Below are 21,947 nucleotides of genomic sequence, written 5' to 3' on the forward strand. Positions count from 1 at the left end.
GGTTCGGTCTCAAAAATGAAAAAGGGGAGCGCATCTAATGGCGAAACAGGCTGCATCGAAAAAGAACTACATATATCCGCTTGTACTGACCGTTTTAATCCTTTATATGGCTTATGTAACGTTGATGAATTTATTCGTAGATCCGCAAGCAACGGTATTTCTGAGTCGCAAAATCGATTTGAAACGTCCTATGAATCTACCCATTTGGTTGGATGTCATGCATATCCATGTAGGCGCCGCTTGCCTGGCTATGTTGACAGGGATCCTCAACTTCTCGCAGACCCTTTTGCGCATCGCGCGCAAATTTCACAGAGTAAATGGCTATCTTTATGTTATTGCCGTGTTTGTGGTTGTCCTAACCTCGGGTTATATGGCGCCTTATACGACCGGCGGGAAAATTAATAGTGTGGCTTTCAATCTGGTGAGCATGGTCTGGTTTGCTATGACGATTGCAGCCATTGTGCAAATTAAGCGCAAGAACATCATCAAGCATCGCAAGTGGATGGTTCGCAGCTATGTCTTCTGTTTCACGAATTTGTTCATCCATCTCATCAGTTTCATTCTCTATGAAGGCGCTGGTTTAAAGTATGAATTAAGCTACACCATGGGGGTTTATGGAGCCATCCTGCTTAACTTTATTTTGGCTGAATTGGTGATCCGCTTTGTGTATAGAAAGATTCCGAACGTGGCAGCCCAAGCGAACAGAAAGGAGCAATAGGATCATATACAGAATGTGATGCGAAATTTCTAATATCTACCCAAAGATGATAAAATAAGTTTATCAAGTGAGGTTGTCGGATGAACATCATCGTGGGGGACGCAGTTATTAAGCATCAGGAGGTTTACAACAATGGCATTTTCATGGAAACGAAATCTCATCACGTTATGGATCGGTGTCTTTTTCTGTGGGATGGCGTATACGATCTCTATTCCTTTTTTGCCTATTTTTTTGCACACAGAACTCGGCATTAATAAAGGGCTTGAAGCATGGTCAGGTATCACATTCGGCATCACTTTTCTGGCAAGCGCTCTAATTGCCCCTTACTGGGGCTCCTTGGCGGACAAGTATGGCCGTAAACCGATGTTGATTCGCTCCGGCTTCAGTCTGAGTGTGCTTTATTTTGCGACATTTTTCGTACATGACCCTTATCTGTTTCTGGGTGTGCGAATTCTTCAAGGACTGCTGGCCGGTTTCGTCCCGGCTTCCATTGCATTAATTGCTACGAATACGCCGGAAAAAGAAGTCGGCTACGCGCTGGGCGTCATGTCAACAGCAAGCGCCGCCGGAAGCGTAATTGGTCCGTTGGTGGGGGGATTCGTCAGCCATTGGGTGGGCAACCGGGAATCGTTCCTCGTCTCTGGCTGTGTTGTCTTGGTTGCGGCTTTCATTGGGCTCTTTGGAGCCAAAGAAACCAACTTTAACCGCTCGGCTGCGCGATCAGGCGTGGTGGATGACTTGAAGTCGGCTGCGCATAATCGGCCTTTCATGATGATTCTCGGCGTTACCATGCTGGTAGCGACCTCGGTCATGATCGTGGAGCCGCTGCTGACCATCTACGTGCTCCAAATGGGCGGCAGCCAAGGCTCGGCTTCGCTGACTTCAGGAATTATTTTCTCCGCGGTAGGCATCGCGACCGTGATTGCAGCGCCGAGATGGGGGAAGCTCGGCCAAAAAATCACCTACTCCAAGACTCTGTTTATCGGCCTGCTGGGCGGCGGGATAGGGAATCTCTTGCAGCTAGGCACCCATCATTTGTTGGCTTTTGGCATACTGCGGTTTAGCTACGGACTGTTTTTTGCAGCCGTGTATCCCGCTTTAAACGCGCTTATCGTGAAATTCACCGATCCCAGCTTTCGAGGCAGGGCGTTTAGCCTGAATCAATCAGCTACACAGCTAGGGACGATGAGCGGACCGATTATCGGCGGCTTCCTGGGCGGCTGGATTGGAATCCCGCTTGTTTTTGCGGTCAATGGTCTGGCGCTCATCAGTGTCGCGTTTTTCTTCAAGCATCGCGGACCGAAGGTGAAGGCTGTTCCCTCAGCAGAGTGAATTGTCACTTAGCGGAACGCAGCGCTCTCTCGTTCCGTCCATATAGGATTTAAGAAGAGGTCGCCCTCCAGGGACGGCTTTTTCCGGTAGGTTAAGCGAATGTTTTATTAAATATTAGAATAAGCTGTTAACGGTTACTCAAGGAGCAAATCCTAGGTATTTAGTGACATAAAAAACGTGTGAAAAGCATGAATTTTGTTGAAAACGCTTGCAATTAAGCGCTTTCAAGAGGAAATGTGAAAAAAACAAAGATTTTTGTGAATTTTAACACATTTTCAGCAGGATTCCGTACTTTTTTGTCGTATTTACTAATTTACCAGAAAATTAATCCTAACAATACTAGGGGATTGGGAGAGAACCGTATGCATGTTCGTTCATTTCAACTTGGTGATACTTCTTCCGTGACAACACTTTTGCAGGACGTTTTATCGGAATCCTGCTATGAAGAAACGATGGAAGCATTTGCTCGTCAACTTTCTTGGGATACGGAACTTGTTCTGATCGCTCAAGAAGAATCGCAGATTGTTGGCATCATCATCGGGACCATCGATAACAACAACGGCTACTATTACCGCATTGCAGTTGCCACAGAGTATCAACGTAAGGGTATCGGCAAGGCCTTGATCGAGTCCATGAAGGCAAGGTTCCTCCAACGGAACGTGCACAAAATTATGGTAACGGTAGACGTCCATAACGAAATGGTACTACCTGTGTATGAGTCAGTAGGTTACAGCACATCTGATTTTTCACGGGCCGCACATCGTCTAAGTATTGTGAAGAAAGTCAGCGTCTAACGGATTGTTCGGAAGCTCGTTTAGTTGAATAGATTTGGATCGAGGGAAGCATATCGGTGCCGCCATTGCATTTGGGGGTCAGATATGCTTTTCTATATAATAAGGAACTTATCGCCAGCTATCAACGGAGGAGCTTTGAGACATGGATAATTTCGCGCCTTATGTGATAAAAAGCTTCAAACATGATGGACATCTTCACCGGATGTGGCTGACGAATTGGCGGGTTCCGCAGCATATTTTGCATGCCGCTCATAAGCAGCAAGAAATGATGGTTTTTATCAATAGCCAGACCAAAATTCAGGAAGCTGACGGCAAGGAATGGGTAAGCCGTATTCCAGGCGTTTCTTTCTTCATTCCCAAAATGTGGTTTAACATTGTAGCTCTAATCGAAGAAGCAGGCGTTAGATATTATTGTAATGTAGCTTCTCCCATGTATGTCATCCAACAAGTTTTAACGTATATCGACTATGATCTTGATGTTATACGCATGCCGGACCGTTCTGTGCATATCGTGGATCAAGATGAATATGAACGCCATAAGCTGAATTATCATTATTCGCCGCTTGTCGAAAGGAAAGTTCAGGAAGGGCTTGCCGCAGTTCTCGAACTGGTGAATGCAGACAAGCCTCCTTTTCAAGATGAGATGGTGCTGTATTACTATGAACAGTGGGAAAAGCATAAGAACGGAGGAGCATGAATGAGCTTCTTTGTAGGGCGCAATGAAACGAACAAAGCGACTGCTCGGCCCAGACAGGATACGGAGTCGAGAAGCTTTACCCATGAGCTGTGGGATTGGACGAAATCCATTCTCGTAGCTCTTCTTGTTGTCATTCTTGTGCACCAGTTCGGGTTCAACCTCTCGACCGTTCGCGGGAATTCAATGCTGCCTACCTTGCAGGAGGGGGAGTGGCTGTTCGTCAACAAGGCGATTACCTACCTGAAGGCACCCCAGCGCGGCGAGGTTGTTATCCTCAAGGAGTCTAAGGAATTTGCTCTTGTGAAGCACCTTTACCTGGTGAAAAGGGTTGTTGCCATCAGCGGTGACGAGGTGCAGGGCCGAGCGGGTTTCTTGTATGTCAACGGCGACAAAGTGGAAGAGCCGTACACCGATACGCCCATAGAAGACGGCGACTTCGGCCCGATACATATCGGGCAGGGCTGCGTCTTCGTTATGGGCGATAACCGCCATGCGGCGGCAAGCGCCGACAGCCGCAGATTTGGGGCTGTCCCGGCGAGCCTGATTCAAGGCCGAGCCGAGTTTGTCCTATGGCCATTCTCGATGGCCGCGAAACTCTAAACGCAGAAGAGAGGTGTGACGAATGGCGGTTCCCACCACCATCGCAGCAGGGACGCCTGCGGATTTCAGCAAGCTGCAGCAAGAGATCGTGGAAGCCGCGTCGTCCCTCGGCATCGACAAGATCGGCTTCACGTCAGCAGAGCCGTTCACGGCGCTGAAAGACATCCTTCTCCGCCACCGGGAGAAGGGGTTCGAATCCGGCTTCGAGGAGCCGGATATCGAGAAGCGGGTCCATCCTGAGCTGAGCTTCGACGCGCCGCGGTCGATCATTGCCATCGCGGTGGCGTACCCGTCGAAACTGCCGAACCCGCCCCGATCCGAGCCAGGGGCTTATCGGGGCATCATCTCGCGCTCCTCGTGGGGGCGCGACTACCATGATGTGCTTCGCGACCGTCTCGCGAAGCTGGAAGCTTTCATCGCGCAGCGCGTGCCGGATGCGCGGTTGATGAGCATGGTCGACACCGGTGTCCTGGTCGACCGGGCCGTGGCCGAGCGCGCAGGGATCGGCTGGAGCGGCAAGAACTGTGCGGTCATCACGCCGGAGTGGGGCTCGTGGGTGTATTTGGGCGAAATGATTACGAATATTCCGTTTGCATCCGATACATCTATTATGGATCAGTGCGGGGATTGCACGATTTGCATAGACGCCTGCCCCACAGGGGCGCTGGTTGGCCCGGGGCAGCTGAATTCAAGCCTCTGCATCTCCTTCATTACACAGACCAAGGGGTATGTCGATGACGCGTTTAAACTTAAAATTGGCAACCGTATCTATGGCTGTGACACCTGCCAAATCGTTTGCCCTAAGAATAAAGGAATGAATTGGACACATCAGCCTGAGCTGCAGCCTGACCCAGAGAAAGTCAAGCCGCTGCTAATTCCATTGCTCACCATGACGAACAAGGAATTCAAGGAACAATACGGACGTATCGCTGCCTCATGGAGAGGCAAGAAGCCGATTCAGCGCAACGCGATTATCGCCCTTGGCAATTTCAAGGACGTGTCGGCTGTGCCGGTTCTAAGCGAACTGCTCCTGAGCGACCCAAGGCCCGAGATTCGGGCAACCTGTGCATGGGCGCTGGGGAGGATTGGCGGGGAGGAAGCCGAGGCTGCGCTGGCTAGAGCCCAAGCCAAGGAACAGGAGCCCGCTGTCCTGCAGGATGTGGAGAAAGCTGTGCAGGCAATGAACAGGTCGAACTCCCTGAAGGAGAAGGAAAACCAATGAAAGAAACACAACCGACTACAAACAACGTTCTTTCCTATACAGAAGTGGCCTCTCCCATAGGTCAGCTTGTCATCGTTGCAACCCGGCGTGGACTTTGCAACATTTCTTTTGGGACTTTTGAGCAGAATCAAGATCAACTGCAAGCCTGGGCTTCGCGTTATTATGGCAAGGTCCAGCATGAATGGCAGGAGGACGCCTCACAGTTGGCGCCGGTTGCCGAGCAGCTCACCCAGTATTTTGGCCGCAAGCTTGAGCGTTTTGAGGGGGACATCGATTTGCAGGGAACGGACTTTCAGAAACGTGTTTGGACGGCACTGCTGGACATTCCGTATGGCAAGACAGCATCCTACAAAGATATTGCCCAAGCCATCGGCTCACCCAAAGCTGTAAGGGCTGTAGGCGGGGCCAATAATAAAAATCCAATTCCGGTCATCATCCCGTGTCATCGAGTGATTGGCGCAAGCGGTGAACTCGTTGGCTACGGCGGAGGGTTGGATATCAAAGTGTGTTTGCTGGATTTGGAACAACCCAAGACGACTACTCCTTCCTATGACTAGACCAACAAACTGAATAAAATGGAGTGAATTCTATGAAATATGTCCATTTGGATTCCGTTGAATCGGGTCAATATTTGGGGCGTACGATATTTGCCAGCAATGGATCTATCCTGCTTTCTGAAGGCGTGCAGCTAACGGTTTTCATGATCAATACACTCAATCGCATCGGGGTCACGATGATCTACATTCAGGATCCCAATCTGGAGGATGTGGAGATTCCCGAAATTCTCTCGGAAGAGACGAAACGGATCGTCATGCAGCAGATGGGCCAGACCTTCGCGGCGATTCAATCGGGCAAAGAGTTTAACTCCCGTTCGATGAGTATTTCCATCAATACTCTGCTGGATGAAGTGATGAAAAATCGCGACGTCTTGATTCAGTTGACCGATATCCGCACGAAGGATAACGAAATGTATGTTCATGCGACGAATGTTTGCATGATGGCTGTGTTGATCGGCATTAATATGGGCTTTAATGAAACGCAATTGAAAGAGCTCGCCGTAGGCGCACTGCTGCATGATGTAGGCAAAGTAGAGCTTCTGTTTGACGATGAATCGCTTGATCTGAAGCGGCATCATACGTGGAGAGGCTTTGAACTTTTGAAAAGCAAACGGGAATTCAGCCTGTTGGTGGCGCACGTCGCCTTCCAGCACCACGAAGCCATGGATGGGTCCGGATTGCCGAGAGGGCTGCTGAGTGAGGAGATCCATGTCTATGCCAAAATCACAGCTGTCGCTAACATGTATGATAACTTGCTCTTCGATATTTCCTTAGGGCGAAGGATGATGCCTTATGAGGCTTGTGAGCATATGATGGCGTTAGCTGAGACGAAGCTGGATCGTGATATATTAATTCAATTTCTGAAAATCGTTTCGATTTACCCGACGGGCTCTTCGGTGCGTCTCTCAAGTCGGGAGACCGGCGTCGTGGTGGGACAGCACCGCGGACTGCCAAGCCGTCCCATTGTCCGCATTGTGAAGCAAGACGCGATGGACCGGGAACTGGACATCAAGGAGATTGATTTGGCCAAACACACCACTCTATTTATTGAGCAAGTACTGTGATTTTGGCCTAGAAACCCATTTGTAAAGCGATGAACAGAAATGATATGATAAAGTAATGCAACAATATGACTATGTACAAGCAGGGGGCATTCACGATGTGGAGTTATCTTATACCTATTCTCACGTTGATTGTGGGCTTAGTCGGCGGTTTTTTCATCGGCGTATTCTATTTGAAAAGACAGCTGGAGTCGATGCAGAACAATCCCGAAATGCTGGCCAAAATGGCTAAGCAAATGGGCTACAACATGAATAAGCAGCAACTGAACAAAGCGCAGCAAATGATGAAAAACCAAAAATGGAAATAAGACGTTGGGTGTTAGATGACCCTTCACAAGGGCTTTGCTGTCCACCGTACCAACGGCTGACAGCATGAGCCCTTCCTATTATGGTCAGGTATGGAAGCTGTAGGACATACCAGTACTATTCAGAGGTGGCTAATCGATGGCAAGCAACAAAGACCGGATCCTCGAAGCAGCGATGGTGCTGTTTCACGACCATGGCTTTCAAGGAACGGGACTGGAAGATATTTTGTCGAGCAGCGGGGTTTGTAAAAGTAATTTTTATTATCATTTTAAAAGCAAAGAAGAGCTGGGCGTGAAAGTAATTGAACGCAAGGTGCAGGAGATGCGGCAAGTCGTCTTGGAACCAAGTCTGGGCAATTCGCAATTATCGCCAAAACAGCGCGTATTGGACTTGTTCGAAAGAATGCTGAGCTTCTGTGAAGAGCACGCTTGTCGGAAAGGATGCTTCTTCGGCAACCTGGCCTTGGAGCTTAGTGACAGCTCAGAGGAGCTGCGCAAGCCGCTAAGCCGTTTTTTTAGCGAGATGGAGACTGAGGTCAAGAATTGCTTGCAAGACGGTACGAAGCGGGGGGAGCTGTCTCTGCAAGGGTTAACGCCCGTGGAGTTCGCGATGCCTATTGTATCTTTGCTGCAGGGTGGTATGCTGCTGACCAAAGCGCACAAAGATAGTAGAGCAATGCGCGACAGTATCAAGCTTCTGACGGTTTGCATGGGGTAGAGACATAGAAAGAGGTGTGAGAGAAAACATGGCTTCAATCGATTATAAAAATAGCAGAGTTTCCGAGAATAGGGAGCTCATCGAACAGCATGTCCGGGAAATATTGAGGTTAATCGGTGAAGATGTAGATCGGGAAGGTCTGCTGGAGACTCCGGCTCGCGTCACTCGGATGTATGAAGAAATCTTCTCCGGCTATGAAGCGAATCCCCGCGATGTATTGGGTGTGACCTTCGACGAGAAGCACGAAGAGCTGGTCATTATTAAGGACATTATTTACTACAGCCAATGTGAGCATCATATGGCGCCATTTTTCGGTAAAGTGCATATCGGTTACTTGCCAAGCGGCAAAGTGGCGGGATTAAGCAAGTTTGCCCGTCTGGTCGATGTTATTACTCGCAAGCTGCAGGTGCAGGAACGGATTACATCTGAAATTGCAGACATTCTGGATGAAGTATTGAAACCGCATGGCGTGATGGTTGTGGTGGAAGGTGAACATATGTGCATGTGCGCCAGAGGCGTGAAGAAATATGGCAGTCAGACGATTACCTCGGCGGTTCGCGGTTCATTCCGAAAAGACGCAACATTGCGGTCGGAATTTCTGTCATTGTTAAAATAAGAGACTCGCGTAGGAATGTGCATGAAGACAGTGGTCTTGTGCGGCATTCCTTTTTTTTGTTCAGATCGCTGGTAACGACTTGTTGCAGGGGCGACAGATATAGTATTCTTTTATAAACGTTGCAGGGATTTGGCAAAGCACTAGGGGAGGCAAACTTATGAATGACATACGGAAATATCGGCCCGGCGAGGCCGCTTCCTCTAAAGTGAGTGAAGAACGAGATGAATTTGAACGCGACTATGCGCGGCTCATTCAGTCACCGACCTTTCGTCGGCTGCAAGGGAAGTCACAGGTGTTCGGTGCTGGTTCAGGGGACTACTATCGGACACGACTCACCCATTCGCTGGAGGTTGCACAAATTGCCAGAGAAGTGGCCAAACGTCTGGAACGCACGAATCCTTTTCTTCAAAAAAGAGAGCATCCAGGGCTCGTAATCGATCCTACTGTGGTAGAATGCGCGTCGATCGCCCATGATTTCGGTCACCCGCCTTTTGGGCACAAAGGGGAGGAAGTGCTGAACCATATTCTGCTGAAGGATCACGGCCTGAAATATGAGGGCAATGCCCAGAACTTCAGAATCCTGATGTTCCTGGAAAAAAGAGCAGGCAGTGAAAGCGGTCTGGATCTAACCGCGGCGGTACTGCTGGGGATTAATAAATATCCGTTCCTGATTGAGGAGGAAGGCAGGCTCAAAGGGGTGTACGGTTCCGAATGGGACATTATCCGTGATTTGAGAGCACAGTGGCAGATGCCGGAGGGGTGCTCCACGCTGGAAGCCCAATTGATGGATTTGTGTGATGATATCGCCTACTCGACCCATGACATCGAAGACGGTATCCGTGCGGGGAAAATTCAAATGAACGCGACCTTTTTTGAAGATCAGCGATTGATCCGGCATCTGGTCATGGAGATCCTGAATGATCCCAATAAGCATAAATTCGGCTGGGAGCAAGTGGATATTGAAGTCATGGTCAGACAGGTGCTGACTGATTACTTGGAGCAGTGGAAGCAGATTTTCATCGAATGCAATCGGGAAGAATCACGGACGCGCAGAGAGATGAAAGCGCGTTGGGTAAGCTCCTTCGCCAGTTGTCTGGATATTATAGATGATCCTGACCGTGGCTGGAAGAAGGTTGCCCTCGTCAAAGACGGAGCGGAGAACATGAACATGCTGCGGACGATGGAAATTCTCAAGAAGCTCGCTTGGGTCACACTGATCAAAGATTTCCGTGTGCTGCGTCTGCAAAAACGCAGTGAAATCATCGTGGAACGCTTGTGGGACAGCTTTATCGATCAAGACAAGGGACAATGGATTATTCCGCCTGACTGGATCGACAGCTATGAGCGGCGCAAAGGCAATTGGAGCTGGCCGCGGTTCGTTGCCGATTATATTTCAGGGATGACGGATGCGTACGCGGAGAAAGTCTATGCGGAGCTGTTCGCAAGCAAGTCCGGATCGATCTACGAGATGGATTAGGCCAAAAAAATATCGACCTCATAGGCAGATACGAGAACGTTGACCAGTGTCAGCGTTCTTGTTCTGTTTAGGGCCGATTTTATAGGGAGGAGGGAATACCAGAATTAAGAGACAGGCGCCGTCGCAATGCCATTCAGGAAGTTCATCGTTTTGCGAATATAGGCTTTGGGTTCTGCCCGGTAGAGCAGTTCGTGCTGCGCTTTGGGAATGATCCATAGCTTGGATTCGGCATCTTTCTGCTGCTTGAACATATCCTCCACCATACCGTAGGGAGCTTTGTAATCCTCAGTCCCGTGGATGAAGAAGATCGGCATCGGGTAAGCAGTGGAGGTGACCTTATTATAAGGCACTTCGTGCAGGCTAACGCCGTTAAGCAGAGGGAAGAATAAACGAACCAGCGGTAAAGATGGGAATTTGGGAACGTTCACGACCTGCTTCATATTGTGATAGAGTGTATCCGGATTCAGCAGAAAGGTGCTGTCCAGGATCATTCCTGAGATATCATTGCCATTCTGGAGAGCGGCTTGCAGCGCGGTTCCTGCCCCCATGGAGAAGCCCCAAATATAGATGGAACCGTTGTTGGAAAGATGCTTAACGTAATTAATAGCGCCAAGCAGTTCCTGAGATTCTTGAATACCGCCAGTCATCAATCGTTTGCTGCCAGGGTGGACATAGCCATAGTCGAACATGAGGACATTGTAGTTTTGCAAATGAAGCTCGCGCGCCAAGTTGTAGAGCGGTACCCATAACTCTTCGCGATTGCCGCCATAGCCATGCGAGAAGATGACAGTTTTGGTCGATTGAGCGGGAATGAACCAGCCGTCCAATTGCGATGTTCCGTCCATACTCGGGAAAGTGACGCTGCTGAAAGGCAGTCCGACAGCTCTCATCGGATCTGAATGAAGCGGGTCAATGTGCGGCCTGGCGAGCGTCCAAGCAATATAAGCATGAAAGGCAAGCAAGAGTGACAGACATAGGGTCAGGAATGAGATGAGGATGGTGAGAACCAGCCTTTTTTTGCGTAAAAGGGGTCGAGTTACGACCTCGTCAAGTGTGGGTTGCAGTGAACCAGGGGATAGAGATGTTGTTGACATCGCAGCACCCTCCCTCCATAAAAGTTAGTGTGAGTTATCCAAGTTGCTCTAAGAGGTCATAGGGAGAATGAATCAGGAGCGGAATTGACAAAATATTCTGATAAGTAGTCTATTAACTTAATATTATTCTGAATGCGCTTTCAAGTCAATGAAGATGCACCAATTGTAAGGCCTCTGTAATCGTTCTGTAACAATGGAAGAAACAGATCATTGACCTTTACGCATAGGGGGAGTTTGGTTATACTAGATGTAATTGGGTTTCATATAGTGAAACTAATCAACTTCTTTGCACAACTGGCATATCTTAGATATCCATATAAGGAAAGTGGTGTTCGTCATGGAAGATGGCAAGCTGACCGTGCGTGCTGTAGAGCGCGCTTTAGATATTATGCTCTGTTTTACGGGGGCAACCGAGCTTACTTTAACAGAAATTGCGAGCCGCGTTGATTTGCACAAAAGCACCGTCCACCGTTTGCTTGCTTCACTGGAAGGGAAGGGCTTTGTCATGCGTGATGCCGCAACTGATAAGTACCGGCTTGGCTACCGGCTCTGGGAGCTGTCCGCCAACCTTTCCAAAGAGGGAGACCCCGGCATTATCCTGCTGCCGGAGATGGAGCGGCTGCGCGACCAACTCGGCGAAACGATCTCGCTGTACGTCCAGGACGGCTTGCTTCGCGTGCGCATCCAAGCCGTGCAAAGCAACCAGGCTATTCGCCGCGTAGCCCCTGTCGGGGCGCGAATGCCTTTGTACGTCGGCGCCTCGAGCAAGGTGCTCGTCGCCTTCGCTGAGCCCGCGCTGCGGGAACAGCTGCTAGCCTCGGCCGACTGGCCGACAGGGCTGGACCAGCAGGCGTTCCTGCAGCAGCTCAGCGACACCAAGCTCGCTGGCTTCGCCACGAGCGTCGAAGAGCGCGAGCCCGGTGCAGCGGCCGTGTCCGCACCGGTACTGGATCGGGGCGGCCGGCTGGTCGCCGCCCTTGCCGTTTCTGGCCCAGCGAACAGGCTGACGCTGGAGGTCATGCAAGAGCAGGCGCCGCTGATTATGGAAGCGGCGCGGCGGATGGGGACCATGCTGCGCTAGCGGCGACGGATGCTTATCTTCTAGGAGGTCCATACTAGAAGTGGGAAAGGATGTGGCAAGTATGAAGAAGACAGCCTCGATGCTGGCGATCTGGATTAGCCTTGCCAGCAATGTCGTGCTTACCGCCATCAAAATCATCGTCGGACTCACGTTCCAAAGCCAAGTGCTCATCGCCGACGGCATCCATAACGCCGGTGATGTTATCGCCTCTGCGACGGCGTACAGCTCCATGCGCGTGTCTTCGAAGCCGGCCGATGCGGATCATCCTTATGGCCACGGCAAGGCTGAGGTGCTTGGCGCCTTTATCGTCGCGATTATTTTGGCCGGAGCGGCCATTTATATGGGCTATCACTCCATACATGCGCTATTCGAGCCAGCGGGCGCGGCGCATTGGATCGCGTTTGTCGCAGCGGTCATCTCGCTGATCTGGAAGCAAATTCTCTATGTCTACACCATGCGCATCGGCCGCCAACTCAACAGCAAAGGCTTAATCGCTACCGCCTACGATCATTTGGCGGACGTCTATGCCTCTATTGCTGCATCCGTAGGTATCGGTTTGGCTCTGATTGGCGAGCATTTCGGCTATGCCATCCTGGCGTATGGAGATCCCGTAGCGGGGATCATCGTCTCTTTTCTGGTCTTGAAGCTGGCCTACGAAATGGGCAGAGAATCCTTCGACATTCTCATGGAGCGAAGTGTAAATTTGGATCAGATTGAACAATACGCGGCCTTGATCCGTTCTGTACCAGAAATCAAACGCATTGACCGTTTGCGGGCGCGGGAGCATGGCCATTACATACTAGTCGACGCCAGGCTTGCCGTTCGCGGGACATTGACCATTCAAGAAGGCCATGATATCAGCCGCTCTATCAAGCAAAAAATCAAAGAAGCTCATAGCGACGTGGATGAGGTGCTCGTGCATCTGAATCCTTGGTATGAGGAATCGGTATAAAAGCTAAGCTATCCGGCAGGTTGAAGAACCTGGGGATAGCTTTTTTGTGCTAACAGAGATGCTGACTTATGCGCTTGTTGTCGAGGGAATGGGAAAATTAACGTATGTCACGGTGAGGGCCAACAGCGCAAACTCGGGATCAGAGTCATTTTCCAACATTTGAATAAGCGTCCATCTACCCGAACCCGTAAAAGGGAACACGTGGGAGCGGTTAAGAATGAAATACAGCGTTACAGCTAGGGTAGTAGGTGAGAACTAGCTTTTAACGCTGAAAAACAGCGTTAAACCAACAGAGCTCACGTGGAAAGGAACACGTGGGAGCAGTTAAGAATGAAATACAGCGTTACAGCTAGGGTAGCAGGTGAAAACTGGCTTTTAACGCTGAAAAACAGCGTTAAACCAAAAGATCTCATGTGGAAAGGAACAAACAGGTGCAGTTAAGAATGAAATACAGCGTTACAGCTAGGGTAGCAGGTGAGAACTAATTTTTAACGCTGAAAAACAGCGTTATGAGCATGCGAACTGGCGAAGAGAGGGGCGCAAGGGAGTAGCTAAGACTGAAAGGCAAAAAAAACCGTCAGGGGACTACTTATCCCTCTGACGGTTTTCTGTATACCACATATTACTTCGCAAAGATGTGATGACCAATCCGCACGGTTTGCGGACGTGACCAGATCCAGGCGCTAGTCGCTGTTTCTGGATTAAAGTAGTAGGTCGCTCCTTTGGTTGGGTCCCAGCCGCGTACGGCGTCCTGTGCAGCCTTGTAGGCGGTGCTGTCCGGCGTTAGCCAGTATTGGCCGTCACTTACTGCTGTGAACGCTCCTGGGGCAAATACAATGCCCTCAATCGTGTTGGCATACTGACTCGACTTCAAGCGATTCATGACCACAGCTGCGACAGCGACTTGTCCTTCGTAGGATTCACCGCGTGCTTCGCTGTAGACCACTCTAGCCAAAACGTCCAGATCTTCTTGATTCACGGAGTATTTACGCAAACTCTGCCACGTATTCGCTCCAACAAGACCATCAACGGTTAAGCCATAATTATATTGAAAATTACGAACAGCCGCGGCAGTTACAGGACCGTACTTGCCATCCACCGGCTGTGTATAATAGCCTAACATTTTTAGACGAAACTGTGCGTCCCATACGTCTCCGTTTTGAGTACCTAACTGTAAGGTAGCCTCTGCCGCGTAAGTCGGTTGGCTGAACTGGCTTGTAGTATACCCTAACCCGATCGACGCGAACAGCATGACTAAGACGAGCTTTTTCAATGTGTTCATCGTTCATCTCCCCTTTCGCTCTACCCAGTATAGTAGGGGACAAGGGCAGGCTCAACCCGCAGTATTTGGAAATGTAAGTAAATCACTTGGGGCTCTAAGGGTTCAGCGTATGACATAAGTTTGAAAAAAACGCTTTCACAACCAGATGAGCCTGTAAGCAGGCGCGTCATATCCAAAATAAAAAATCCGGAAATGCCATAAGGCATTCCCGGATTTGGTGTGCATACATGTGTGTGTGTTTTGCGTGTTGTAAACTGAATTATTTATTCTCAGCAAGGATGGAGCGAAGAACGGTTTGCAGGATACCGCCATTACGGTAGTAATCCACGTCAACCAAGCTATCCAAACGCACAAGAGCGTTGAATTCGAAGCTTGTTCCGTCTTCACGAGTTGCTGTAACTTTAACTGTCGAACCTGGTTGAACATCGTTGCTCAAACCTGTGATATCGAATGTTTCGCGGCCTGTGATGCCGAGTGTTTTCCAGCCAGTTCCATCAAGGAATTGAAGGGGAAGAACGCCCATGCCCACAAGGTTGCTGCGGTGAATACGCTCGAAGCTTTCTGCGATAACGGCTTTAACGCCGAGCAGGAATGTACCTTTTGCAGCCCAGTCACGGGAGCTTCCAGTTCCGTACTCTTTACCAGCGATAACGACAAGGTTTTGGCCTTCAGCTTGATACTTCATGGAAGCATCGTAGATGGACTCAACTTCGCCAGTTGGCAGGTAAGTTGTTACGCCGCCTTCTGTGCCAGGTGCCACTTGGTTACGAATACGAATGTTGGCGAACGTTCCGCGCATCATCACTTCGTGGTTACCACGACGGGAACCGTAAGAGTTGAAATCTTCTTTTTTGACGCCGTGGTTGATCAAGTATTGGCCCCCTGGGCTGTCAACTTTGATGTTACCTGCAGGCGAGATGTGATCCGTTGTTACGGAATCGCTAAGCAGTGCCAATGTTTTGGCGTTGCGAATATCGGCGATATCATCCAGAACCGTACCCAGATCGGTGAAGAACGGAGGCTCTTGAATGTAAGTGGATTTGTTGTCGAATTCGTACAGATCGCCTTCTGGAATTGCGATTTCGTTGAAACGCTCGTTCGCACGGAATACATTGCTGTATTTGTCGCGGAACATATCAGCGCTCATTGCAATACCCAGAGCTTCTTGGATCTCTTGGTTTGTTGGCCAGATGTCTTTGAGGTAGACAGGTTGGTTGTTTTGGTCATAGCCGATTGGATCGTTAGCCAAATCAATGTTAACTGTTCCAGCAAGAGCATAAGCAACAACAAGTGGAGGTGACCCCAGATAGTTGGCTTTAACTTGCGCATGTACGCGGCCTTCAAAGTTACGGTTACCGGAAATAACGGCAGCCACTGTCATATCGTTATCGATGATCGCTTTGCTGACTTCGTCTGGAAGCGGACCGGAGTTACCGATACAAGTTGCACAGCCATAACCTGCAACGTGGAAGCCAAGCGCTTCTAGAGGTTCAAGCAAGCCTGCTTTGATCAGGTACTCGGTAACAACCAGGGAGCCTGGTGTCAGGGAGCTTTTTACGAAAGCCGGTTTTCTCAAACCGCGAGCTACCGCTTTTTTCGCTACAAGTCCGGCACCTAGCATAACGCTTGGGTTGGAAGTGTTGGTACAGGAAGTGATCGCTGCAATAACGACAGCACCTGTGCCCATTTTCGCTGTTTCGCCGCTTGGGTAAACGACTTCTACAACTTCGTTGATTTTCTCGTCTGTCAGGCCGTATCCACCTTTGTCGATCGGCGTACGGATGATGGAGTTGAAAGACTCTTTCATGTTCGTAAGCTCAACACGGTCTTGAGGACGTTTAGGACCAGCTAAGCTTGGTACTACGGAACCGAGATCAAGTTCAACGACATCTGTGAACACAGGATCTGGAGTGCTGTCTGTACGGAACATGCCTTGTGCTTTGTAGTAAGCTTCGACAAGTGCGATTTGATCATCTTCACGGCCTGTAGCTCTCAGGTAGTTCAATGTTTCGTTGTCAACTGGGAAGAAACCGATGGTTGCGCCGTACTCAGGAGCCATGTTAGCTACAGTTGCACGGTCAGCCAAGGAAATGTTGCTCAGACCAGGACCGAAGAACTCAACGAATTTACCAACAACGCCTTTTTTACGCAAAATTTGTGTAACAGTCAAAGCCAAGTCAGTCGCTGTAGCGCCTTCTGCCAAGTGGCCTGTCAATTTGAAACCAACAACGTCTGGAGCTACGAAGTAAAGTGGTTGTCCAAGCATTCCAGCTTCAGCTTCGATACCGCCGACGCCCCAACCTACAACACCAAGACCATTGATCATTGTTGTATGGGAGTCAGTACCAACCAAGGAATCTGGGTAAACAACAGTTTCACCGTCGATTGTTTTCGTAGCTGCTACGGAAGCCAGGTACTCCAAGTTAACTTGGTGAACGATACCTGTTGAAGGAGGAACAGCACGGAAATTATCAAATGCTGTTTGTGCCCAACGCAAGAAGCGGTAACGCTCTTCGTTTCTTTCGAATTCTAAGTTAATGTTCATTTCGAGTGCATCCGGGGATCCGAAAGCATCAACCATGACAGAGTGGTCAATAACAAGGTCTACAGGAACAAGCGGATTGATCCGTTTTGGATCTCCACCTTCACGAGCCATAGTCGCACGCATTGCCGCAAGGTCAACGACGACTGGAACTCCGGTGAAATCCTGAAGAACGATACGAGCAGGAATGAAAGGAATTTCTTTGTTTTCATCGCGGCCTTCAGCCCAGCCAGCGATTTGTTTCACGTGTTCACTTGTAATCGCGCGACCGTCGAATTGACGAATAGCAGCTTCAAGCAAAACGCGGATGGAAACAGGCAGATTATTGATGGTGCCGTGACCTTGGCTTTCAAAGTCAGGAAGGCTGTAGTACTGGAACGATTTCGTGCCGACAGTTAACTGTTTACGCACGGAAAAAGAGTCCTTGTTGGACATGGGTAATTCCTCCTTAAAATATCTTCATCCACCGAGTTTCAACTAGTGAAACTCAATTTCATTTATCCCCTACCTCAAGTATACCGCCTCACTGTGTATCAGTAAAGATTTATTTCAATCATTTTTACTGGATAAATGTCATATATTGAATCAATTCAAAGCAAATCGGGCTCGTCCTTCAGAAAATGAGTGAAAATCACTTGTAAGCGGCTCTAGAAGTCGCTAAAGCATGTTTGGATAAGAGTCTTTTGGGACTTCTATTCATGGAATATGGGAATAAAGATGCCGATTAGAAGTCTCTAAAGACTTCTAATTACTGGGATTCGTCTGATTTGCGTCAATTTAAGGGAAATAGAAGCTTCTAAAGACTCTTAGTATGCCTCACACACGTGCTTTTCAATAAATAGCAGTCTTTGGAGTCTCTTACCGGGCGGGTGGGACGACGGAAGAACCATTCCCCTTTATGAGACCAGTTGCCTGCATAAAAATTTTTAGGAGGTTATCCAAGATGTCCTGGCAAACAGCGCTCTACAACTACGTTCACGCCAAAAATCAAGCAGAGCTCGAAGGCTCTGCAGCACCGCTTGAAGCCTTTATCGCCGACAGCGCTTATCTGCGCAAACAGGATGTCTGTTTTCGCAGGCTGCTGAACTGTTACCGAGATCGCGACGCCAAGCTGCTGCGGGGAGAGACCAAGCTGCGCCTCACAGGAGTCAGAGAATCCGCCCAGGAGACGATTGCGGAAATCAGAATGCACCGTCTCCTGCATTATCAGATCGGATCAACTCAGCATTTGGAGGAGCGGATTGAAACGGAACGCGTCACCATAGATCATGCAGCGAACCGCTGGCAAGTAAGGCATGCTGAAGCATTGCAAGCTGAGAAATCGCTTCCTGGCAAGTCGCGAGGCTTTGGTATGCCTGAGCCTGAAGATTTCGTGGCAGGGCTGCGAAGAGCCCCCTCTCTTCCTTACATCAACCATAGTATTCTCAACAGCGGGGCCCAGGAATTCGCTCCGCGAAAAATCATTTATAACCGCCCCAAAGCTGCAGAGTACGCCGAAACTTGGTGGAAAACCCCGAACCCCAAATACGAAGAATTCGAAGTCGATTGCACCAACTTTGTCTCGCAATGCCTCTTTGCAGGCGGGGCTCCAATGGACTATACTGGAAAAAGGGATTTAGGCTGGTGGTACGCTGGCAGAAGAGGCCATCAAGAGCTGTGGAGCTTCAGCTGGGCGGTAGCCAACAGCTTGCAAACATTTCTCTCGCACAGCCGCAAGGGGCTTCATGGTCATGCCGTGGATGATCCGCGTGAACTGCAGCAGGGAGACACAATTAGCTATGATTGGGACGGCGACGGCCGGTTCCAGCACAACGTCATCGTCATTGGCAAAGATGCCAACGATATGCCCCTTGTGAATGCCCACACGTATAATAGCCGAAATCGATATTGGGCTTATAAAGATTCACCCGCTTGGACGGAGCGGACCAAATACGTTTTCGTTCGGGTTGCTGATGAAATGTAATAGGTAAGAACGGAAATAGAACGACTAGACGGAGGTACGGAATGAGCGGCAAAATCAGAATTGGACTCATTTATGGAGGGAAATCCGGAGAGCATGACGTGTCCTTGCAAACGGCACTGGCTGTTATGAAAGCCGTAGACTTCACGAAATATGAGGTAACACCGTTTTATATATCCAAAAAAGGGGAGTGGAGAAGCGGTGCACCGCTGCTTGGTCCGGCAGAATCCAAAGAGGCTCTCACTTTCAGCACGGGAGATGCCGCAAATACGCCTGCTTCTAACGCATTCGCTCCTATATTCGGAGCAATTCAAGCCAAAGGCGACGTGAGTGTTGCCGCAGCAGGCGCCTCAGCAACGAAGAGCACCGGGATGGATGTCATTTTTCCGCTGCTGCACGGTACGTTCGGGGAAGATGGAACGATCCAAGGTTTGCTCGAAATGGCCAATATTCCATACGTAGGGGCAGGCGTGCTCGCGTCTGCAGTGGGTATGGATAAAGTCATGATGAAGAAAATTTTTGCGCAAGAGGGACTGCCGCAATGCATTTTCCGTCATTTCACGCGTACGGAGTGGGAAAAGAATCGGGCGTATCACTTGGTCGAGCTCGAAACAGCGATCGGTTATCCTTGCTTCGTGAAGCCGGCTAATCTAGGTTCCAGTGTTGGTATTTCCAAAGCAAGAAATCAAGAAGAATTAATCGAAGCTGTCAATTTTGCCTTCCAATACGACCGCAAAGTCATCATTGAAGAAAATATCGATGCGCGTGAGATTGAAGTCGCTATTCTGGGTAATGATGAGCCTATCGCTTCCGTAGCGGGTGAAATTGTTTCGTCCAACGAATTCTACGATTACAAAGCGAAATATCTCGATGGCAAATCAGCTATGGTCATTCCTGCCGACATTCCCGCGGAAACAGCTGAACAAATTAGACAGCTGGCAATTCAAGCCTACTTGGCTGTGGATGGCAGCGGATTGTCACGTATGGATTTCTTCCTAGGCAAAGCCGATAACAAAATCTATATCAATGAAATCAACACGATGCCGGGTTTCACCCCGTTCAGCATGTACCCGCTGCTGTGGCAAGAAACCGGTAAGCCCTACGCAGAACTGCTCGATGATTTGATTCGATTAGCGATCGAACGGCATGCGACGAAGCAAAGTATCCAATATTCTTTTGATGTGGAGTAGATGCAAATGGGATTTCAAACCGAATTTAATTCAGTATGCAAATTCAAGTCCGCGCAGGAGCTGTTCGAGCTGCTGGAATATGGCCGCGGCAAAATGGTGAAGAGCGGTTTCCGCGTCTTCCCTACAGGCCAGAAGGTTATCGCGTACACGCCGGATAATCAGGCAATTGCCATTGTTCGCATCGTCGCCTCCATCGCGGAAATTAATTTCCAAGGAGAAGAAGTGACGCAAGTGGAAATGGAGCTTATTCGCCGGTTGAACGAAGAAGAAGCGAAGATTCAAACGGCGCTGGCTTTCGAGATGTTTTTCGGTGAGCAAGCGTAATTTGGTCAATCAGATGGAAAAAGGCGCCGTCCCGCAAGGGAAGGCGCCTTTTCGCATGATTATGTCCTTGCCAAAGCTCTTTTTTCCGTAAAGTAGTAAAGTAATGCCACAAGCGGCAGAGCAATTCCAAGCAGAGTTGTGAAACTCCAGCCGCCATGGACATAAGACCAACCGCCTAACGAGGAGCCGATTGCGCCACCAATGAAAAAGATGGACATGAATAACCCGTTCAAACGACCTCTTGTTTCACTCCCCAATGAATAAATCGCACGCTGTCCCAGCACTAGGTTTCCCGATACAGCCATATCCAGCAGAATAGCGACAACAACCAGAAGAGCGAGAGCTGTAGTTGAATTGTTTTGAAATAAATAGGCCAACCCAAAGGATAAGGCAGCAATCAGCATGGCCAATCCGGTCAAAAGTCGCGTCAAGCCTTTATCCGCAAGTCTCCCAGCGATCGGTGCCGCGACGGCTCCTCCTACACCTGCTAAGGCAAACAAGGCGATGCCTTGCTGAGACATTCCAAATTCATCTATCAGTCGCAAAGGGACCGTAGTCCAAAAAAGGCTGAATGCCGCAAACAAACAAGCTTGATAGATGGCGCGGCGGCGCAATAGAGGCGTTTGTCGCAAAAGAGTGATTAACGAGAGGAGCAATTTACTGTAGTTGATGGCAGGTGAAGGCTTCCGCTCAGGAAGAACACGCGACAACAACACCGTTAAGAGTGCAATGACAATCGCAGACAGAAGGAATACCGTCTTCCATCCCCAGAAGCTGGCAATAAAGCTTGCCACTGGCCGAGCAAACATGATGCCCAGCAATAATCCACTCATCACATTCCCCACCACGCGGCCACGCTGTTCTTCAGATGCTAAATAAGTCGCATAGGGCACCAATATCTGGGCAACCACAGATCCTAAACCAATGAATAGGGACGCAATCAGAAACAGAGGCGCGTTAGGGGCGAATATGGCACCAATCAACGCAGCTACTACCACAATGAGTGATATCACGGCGAGACGCCGGTTTTCAATAATGTCACTGAGAGGTACGATGAACAGTAGTCCTAACACATAGCCGATTTGGGTCAAAGTAACAATTAAACCCGCCGCAGCGGCAGACAGACCTGTATCGGCACTTATCGGTCCTATCAGAGTTTGCGCATAATAAAGATTAGCAACGATAAGCCCGCAAGATGCGGCTAGCAAAAAAATCATCCAACTTGAAATATGTTTACCTTCCGTTCTTTGTATCGTTTCCATAATAATCCTCCTCGGTCGTTCTTTGAACCGCTTAAATTAAATACTGAACGTATAGTTTACTAATTAGTAATTAAACAATATACTGAACGTAGCGTTTTGTAAATAGTTATTTTTTTCTTTTCTCAATTATTTGTATAATAAACGTATAGTTTCTATAAAAAGG

The 21,947-nt window shown here is 49.2% G+C and carries 21 protein-coding genes; 17 read left to right on the forward strand and 4 right to left on the reverse strand.

From position 1 onward, the window contains the following. The first annotated feature begins 37 nt into the window (after positions 1-37). From LOZ80_RS34035 to LOZ80_RS34090, 12 genes are all read left to right on the forward strand, one after another. Positions 38-718, forward strand: coding sequence for a DUF2306 domain-containing protein (locus LOZ80_RS34035; protein WP_238168664.1), 681 nt, complete (start codon positions 38-40; stop codon positions 716-718). A 132-nt stretch (positions 719-850) separates the two neighbouring features. Beyond that, positions 851-2,050 (forward strand): MFS transporter, encoded by a 1,200-nt coding sequence (locus LOZ80_RS34040; RefSeq protein WP_238168665.1) that lies wholly within the window; start codon positions 851-853, stop codon positions 2,048-2,050. A 362-nt stretch (positions 2,051-2,412) separates the two neighbouring features. Beyond that, on the forward strand, positions 2,413-2,844 hold the full coding sequence (locus LOZ80_RS34045) for a GNAT family N-acetyltransferase (RefSeq protein ID WP_238168666.1): 432 nt from the start codon (positions 2,413-2,415) through the stop codon (positions 2,842-2,844). Between the two features lie 142 nt (positions 2,845-2,986). Continuing rightward, a complete protein-coding gene (locus LOZ80_RS34050) occupies positions 2,987-3,541 on the forward strand; it encodes a DUF402 domain-containing protein (RefSeq protein ID WP_238168667.1) in 555 nt (184 codons plus the stop codon). Next, positions 3,542-4,141 (forward strand): signal peptidase I, encoded by a 600-nt coding sequence (gene lepB, locus LOZ80_RS34055; RefSeq protein WP_238168668.1) that lies wholly within the window; start codon positions 3,542-3,544, stop codon positions 4,139-4,141. Between the two features lie 22 nt (positions 4,142-4,163). Continuing rightward, a complete protein-coding gene (queG, locus tag LOZ80_RS34060) occupies positions 4,164-5,363 on the forward strand; it encodes a tRNA epoxyqueuosine(34) reductase QueG (RefSeq protein ID WP_238168669.1) in 1,200 nt (399 codons plus the stop codon). Next, complete coding sequence (locus LOZ80_RS34065; RefSeq protein ID WP_238168670.1) at positions 5,360-5,920, forward strand: methylated-DNA--[protein]-cysteine S-methyltransferase; 561 nt, start codon at positions 5,360-5,362, stop codon at positions 5,918-5,920. The genes queG and LOZ80_RS34065 overlap by 4 nt, the downstream gene beginning before the upstream one ends. A gap of 32 nt (positions 5,921-5,952) precedes the next feature. Further along, on the forward strand, positions 5,953-6,984 hold the full coding sequence (locus LOZ80_RS34070; protein WP_238168671.1) for an HD-GYP domain-containing protein: 1,032 nt from the start codon (positions 5,953-5,955) through the stop codon (positions 6,982-6,984). 95 nt (positions 6,985-7,079) lie between these two features. Beyond that, complete coding sequence (locus LOZ80_RS34075; protein ID WP_047687552.1) at positions 7,080-7,289, forward strand: YneF family protein; 210 nt, start codon at positions 7,080-7,082, stop codon at positions 7,287-7,289. A 136-nt stretch (positions 7,290-7,425) separates the two neighbouring features. Continuing rightward, positions 7,426-8,004, forward strand: a complete 579-nt coding sequence (locus LOZ80_RS34080; protein ID WP_238168672.1) for a TetR/AcrR family transcriptional regulator — start codon at positions 7,426-7,428, stop codon at positions 8,002-8,004. 28 nt (positions 8,005-8,032) lie between these two features. Then, entirely contained in the window at positions 8,033-8,620 is a 588-nt protein-coding gene (gene folE, locus LOZ80_RS34085) for a GTP cyclohydrolase I FolE (protein ID WP_238168673.1), read from the forward strand. A 157-nt stretch (positions 8,621-8,777) separates the two neighbouring features. Beyond that, entirely contained in the window at positions 8,778-10,097 is a 1,320-nt protein-coding gene (locus tag LOZ80_RS34090; protein ID WP_238168674.1) for a deoxyguanosinetriphosphate triphosphohydrolase family protein, read from the forward strand. A 104-nt stretch (positions 10,098-10,201) separates the two neighbouring features. On the opposite strand, the gene LOZ80_RS34095 is transcribed toward LOZ80_RS34090, so the two are convergent. Continuing rightward, positions 10,202-11,191: an alpha/beta hydrolase gene (locus tag LOZ80_RS34095; RefSeq protein WP_238168675.1), complete on the reverse strand. Its 990-nt coding sequence runs from the start codon at positions 11,189-11,191 to the stop codon at positions 10,202-10,204. A gap of 337 nt (positions 11,192-11,528) precedes the next feature. Between LOZ80_RS34095 and LOZ80_RS34100 the strand changes: the two genes are divergently transcribed. Together LOZ80_RS34100 and LOZ80_RS34105 are read left to right on the forward strand one after the other, a co-directional pair. Continuing rightward, on the forward strand, positions 11,529-12,272 hold the full coding sequence (locus LOZ80_RS34100; RefSeq protein WP_238168676.1) for an IclR family transcriptional regulator: 744 nt from the start codon (positions 11,529-11,531) through the stop codon (positions 12,270-12,272). A gap of 61 nt (positions 12,273-12,333) precedes the next feature. Beyond that, positions 12,334-13,224 carry a cation diffusion facilitator family transporter gene (locus LOZ80_RS34105; RefSeq protein WP_238168677.1) on the forward strand — a complete coding sequence of 297 codons (891 nt, stop codon included), beginning with the start codon at positions 12,334-12,336 and terminating at the stop codon, positions 13,222-13,224. 622 nt (positions 13,225-13,846) lie between these two features. Here the strand turns inward: LOZ80_RS34105 and sleB are convergent. Together sleB and acnA are read right to left on the reverse strand one after the other, a co-directional pair. Then, a complete protein-coding gene (gene sleB / locus LOZ80_RS34110; RefSeq protein ID WP_238168678.1) occupies positions 13,847-14,506 on the reverse strand; it encodes a spore cortex-lytic enzyme in 660 nt (219 codons plus the stop codon). Positions 14,507-14,765: 259 nt separating this feature from the next. Continuing rightward, positions 14,766-17,483 (reverse strand): aconitate hydratase AcnA, encoded by a 2,718-nt coding sequence (acnA, locus tag LOZ80_RS34115; RefSeq protein WP_238168679.1) that lies wholly within the window; start codon positions 17,481-17,483, stop codon positions 14,766-14,768. Between the two features lie 508 nt (positions 17,484-17,991). On the opposite strand from acnA, the gene LOZ80_RS34120 reads away from it, so the two are divergent. Genes LOZ80_RS34120 through LOZ80_RS34130 form a run of 3 tightly spaced genes read left to right on the forward strand, consistent with a single transcriptional unit; the run spans position 17,992 to position 20,522 of the window. Next, positions 17,992-19,011 carry an amidase domain-containing protein gene (locus LOZ80_RS34120; protein WP_238168680.1) on the forward strand — a complete coding sequence of 340 codons (1,020 nt, stop codon included), beginning with the start codon at positions 17,992-17,994 and terminating at the stop codon, positions 19,009-19,011. Positions 19,012-19,052: 41 nt separating this feature from the next. Then, positions 19,053-20,198, forward strand: coding sequence for a D-alanine--D-alanine ligase (locus LOZ80_RS34125; protein WP_238168681.1), 1,146 nt, complete (start codon positions 19,053-19,055; stop codon positions 20,196-20,198). A gap of 6 nt (positions 20,199-20,204) precedes the next feature. Then, positions 20,205-20,522, forward strand: coding sequence for a hypothetical protein (locus tag LOZ80_RS34130; protein WP_238168682.1), 318 nt, complete (start codon positions 20,205-20,207; stop codon positions 20,520-20,522). A gap of 59 nt (positions 20,523-20,581) precedes the next feature. Here LOZ80_RS34130 and LOZ80_RS34135 read toward each other — a convergent pair whose 3' ends face one another. Beyond that, positions 20,582-21,784, reverse strand: a complete 1,203-nt coding sequence (locus tag LOZ80_RS34135; RefSeq protein ID WP_238168683.1) for an MFS transporter — start codon at positions 21,782-21,784, stop codon at positions 20,582-20,584. Between the last annotated feature and the right edge of the window lie 163 nt (positions 21,785-21,947).

This window comes from Paenibacillus sp. HWE-109 (genome assembly GCF_022163125.1).
GTDB lineage: Bacteria > Bacillota > Bacilli > Paenibacillales > NBRC-103111 > Paenibacillus_E.

Coding starts and splice junctions, on each gene's coding strand:
- LOZ80_RS34090 (WP_238168674.1), top strand. CDS start 8,778: ATGAATGACATACGGAAATATCGGCCCGGCGAGGCCGCTTCCTCTAAA.
- LOZ80_RS34095 (WP_238168675.1), bottom strand. CDS start 11,191: ATGTCAACAACATCTCTATCCCCTGGTTCACTGCAACCCACACTTGAC.
- lepB (WP_238168668.1), top strand. CDS start 3,542: ATGAGCTTCTTTGTAGGGCGCAATGAAACGAACAAAGCGACTGCTCGG.
- queG (WP_238168669.1), top strand. CDS start 4,164: ATGGCGGTTCCCACCACCATCGCAGCAGGGACGCCTGCGGATTTCAGC.
- LOZ80_RS34080 (WP_238168672.1), top strand. CDS start 7,426: ATGGCAAGCAACAAAGACCGGATCCTCGAAGCAGCGATGGTGCTGTTT.
- LOZ80_RS34075 (WP_047687552.1), top strand. CDS start 7,080: ATGTGGAGTTATCTTATACCTATTCTCACGTTGATTGTGGGCTTAGTC.
- LOZ80_RS34100 (WP_238168676.1), top strand. CDS start 11,529: ATGGAAGATGGCAAGCTGACCGTGCGTGCTGTAGAGCGCGCTTTAGAT.
- LOZ80_RS34130 (WP_238168682.1), top strand. CDS start 20,205: ATGGGATTTCAAACCGAATTTAATTCAGTATGCAAATTCAAGTCCGCG.
- LOZ80_RS34120 (WP_238168680.1), top strand. CDS start 17,992: ATGTCCTGGCAAACAGCGCTCTACAACTACGTTCACGCCAAAAATCAA.
- LOZ80_RS34050 (WP_238168667.1), top strand. CDS start 2,987: ATGGATAATTTCGCGCCTTATGTGATAAAAAGCTTCAAACATGATGGA.
- acnA (WP_238168679.1), bottom strand. CDS start 17,483: ATGTCCAACAAGGACTCTTTTTCCGTGCGTAAACAGTTAACTGTCGGC.
- LOZ80_RS34040 (WP_238168665.1), top strand. CDS start 851: ATGGCATTTTCATGGAAACGAAATCTCATCACGTTATGGATCGGTGTC.
- LOZ80_RS34045 (WP_238168666.1), top strand. CDS start 2,413: ATGCATGTTCGTTCATTTCAACTTGGTGATACTTCTTCCGTGACAACA.
- LOZ80_RS34125 (WP_238168681.1), top strand. CDS start 19,053: ATGAGCGGCAAAATCAGAATTGGACTCATTTATGGAGGGAAATCCGGA.
- LOZ80_RS34070 (WP_238168671.1), top strand. CDS start 5,953: ATGAAATATGTCCATTTGGATTCCGTTGAATCGGGTCAATATTTGGGG.
- LOZ80_RS34065 (WP_238168670.1), top strand. CDS start 5,360: ATGAAAGAAACACAACCGACTACAAACAACGTTCTTTCCTATACAGAA.
- LOZ80_RS34035 (WP_238168664.1), top strand. CDS start 38: ATGGCGAAACAGGCTGCATCGAAAAAGAACTACATATATCCGCTTGTA.
- folE (WP_238168673.1), top strand. CDS start 8,033: ATGGCTTCAATCGATTATAAAAATAGCAGAGTTTCCGAGAATAGGGAG.
- LOZ80_RS34105 (WP_238168677.1), top strand. CDS start 12,334: ATGAAGAAGACAGCCTCGATGCTGGCGATCTGGATTAGCCTTGCCAGC.
- LOZ80_RS34135 (WP_238168683.1), bottom strand. CDS start 21,784: ATGGAAACGATACAAAGAACGGAAGGTAAACATATTTCAAGTTGGATG.
- sleB (WP_238168678.1), bottom strand. CDS start 14,506: ATGAACACATTGAAAAAGCTCGTCTTAGTCATGCTGTTCGCGTCGATC.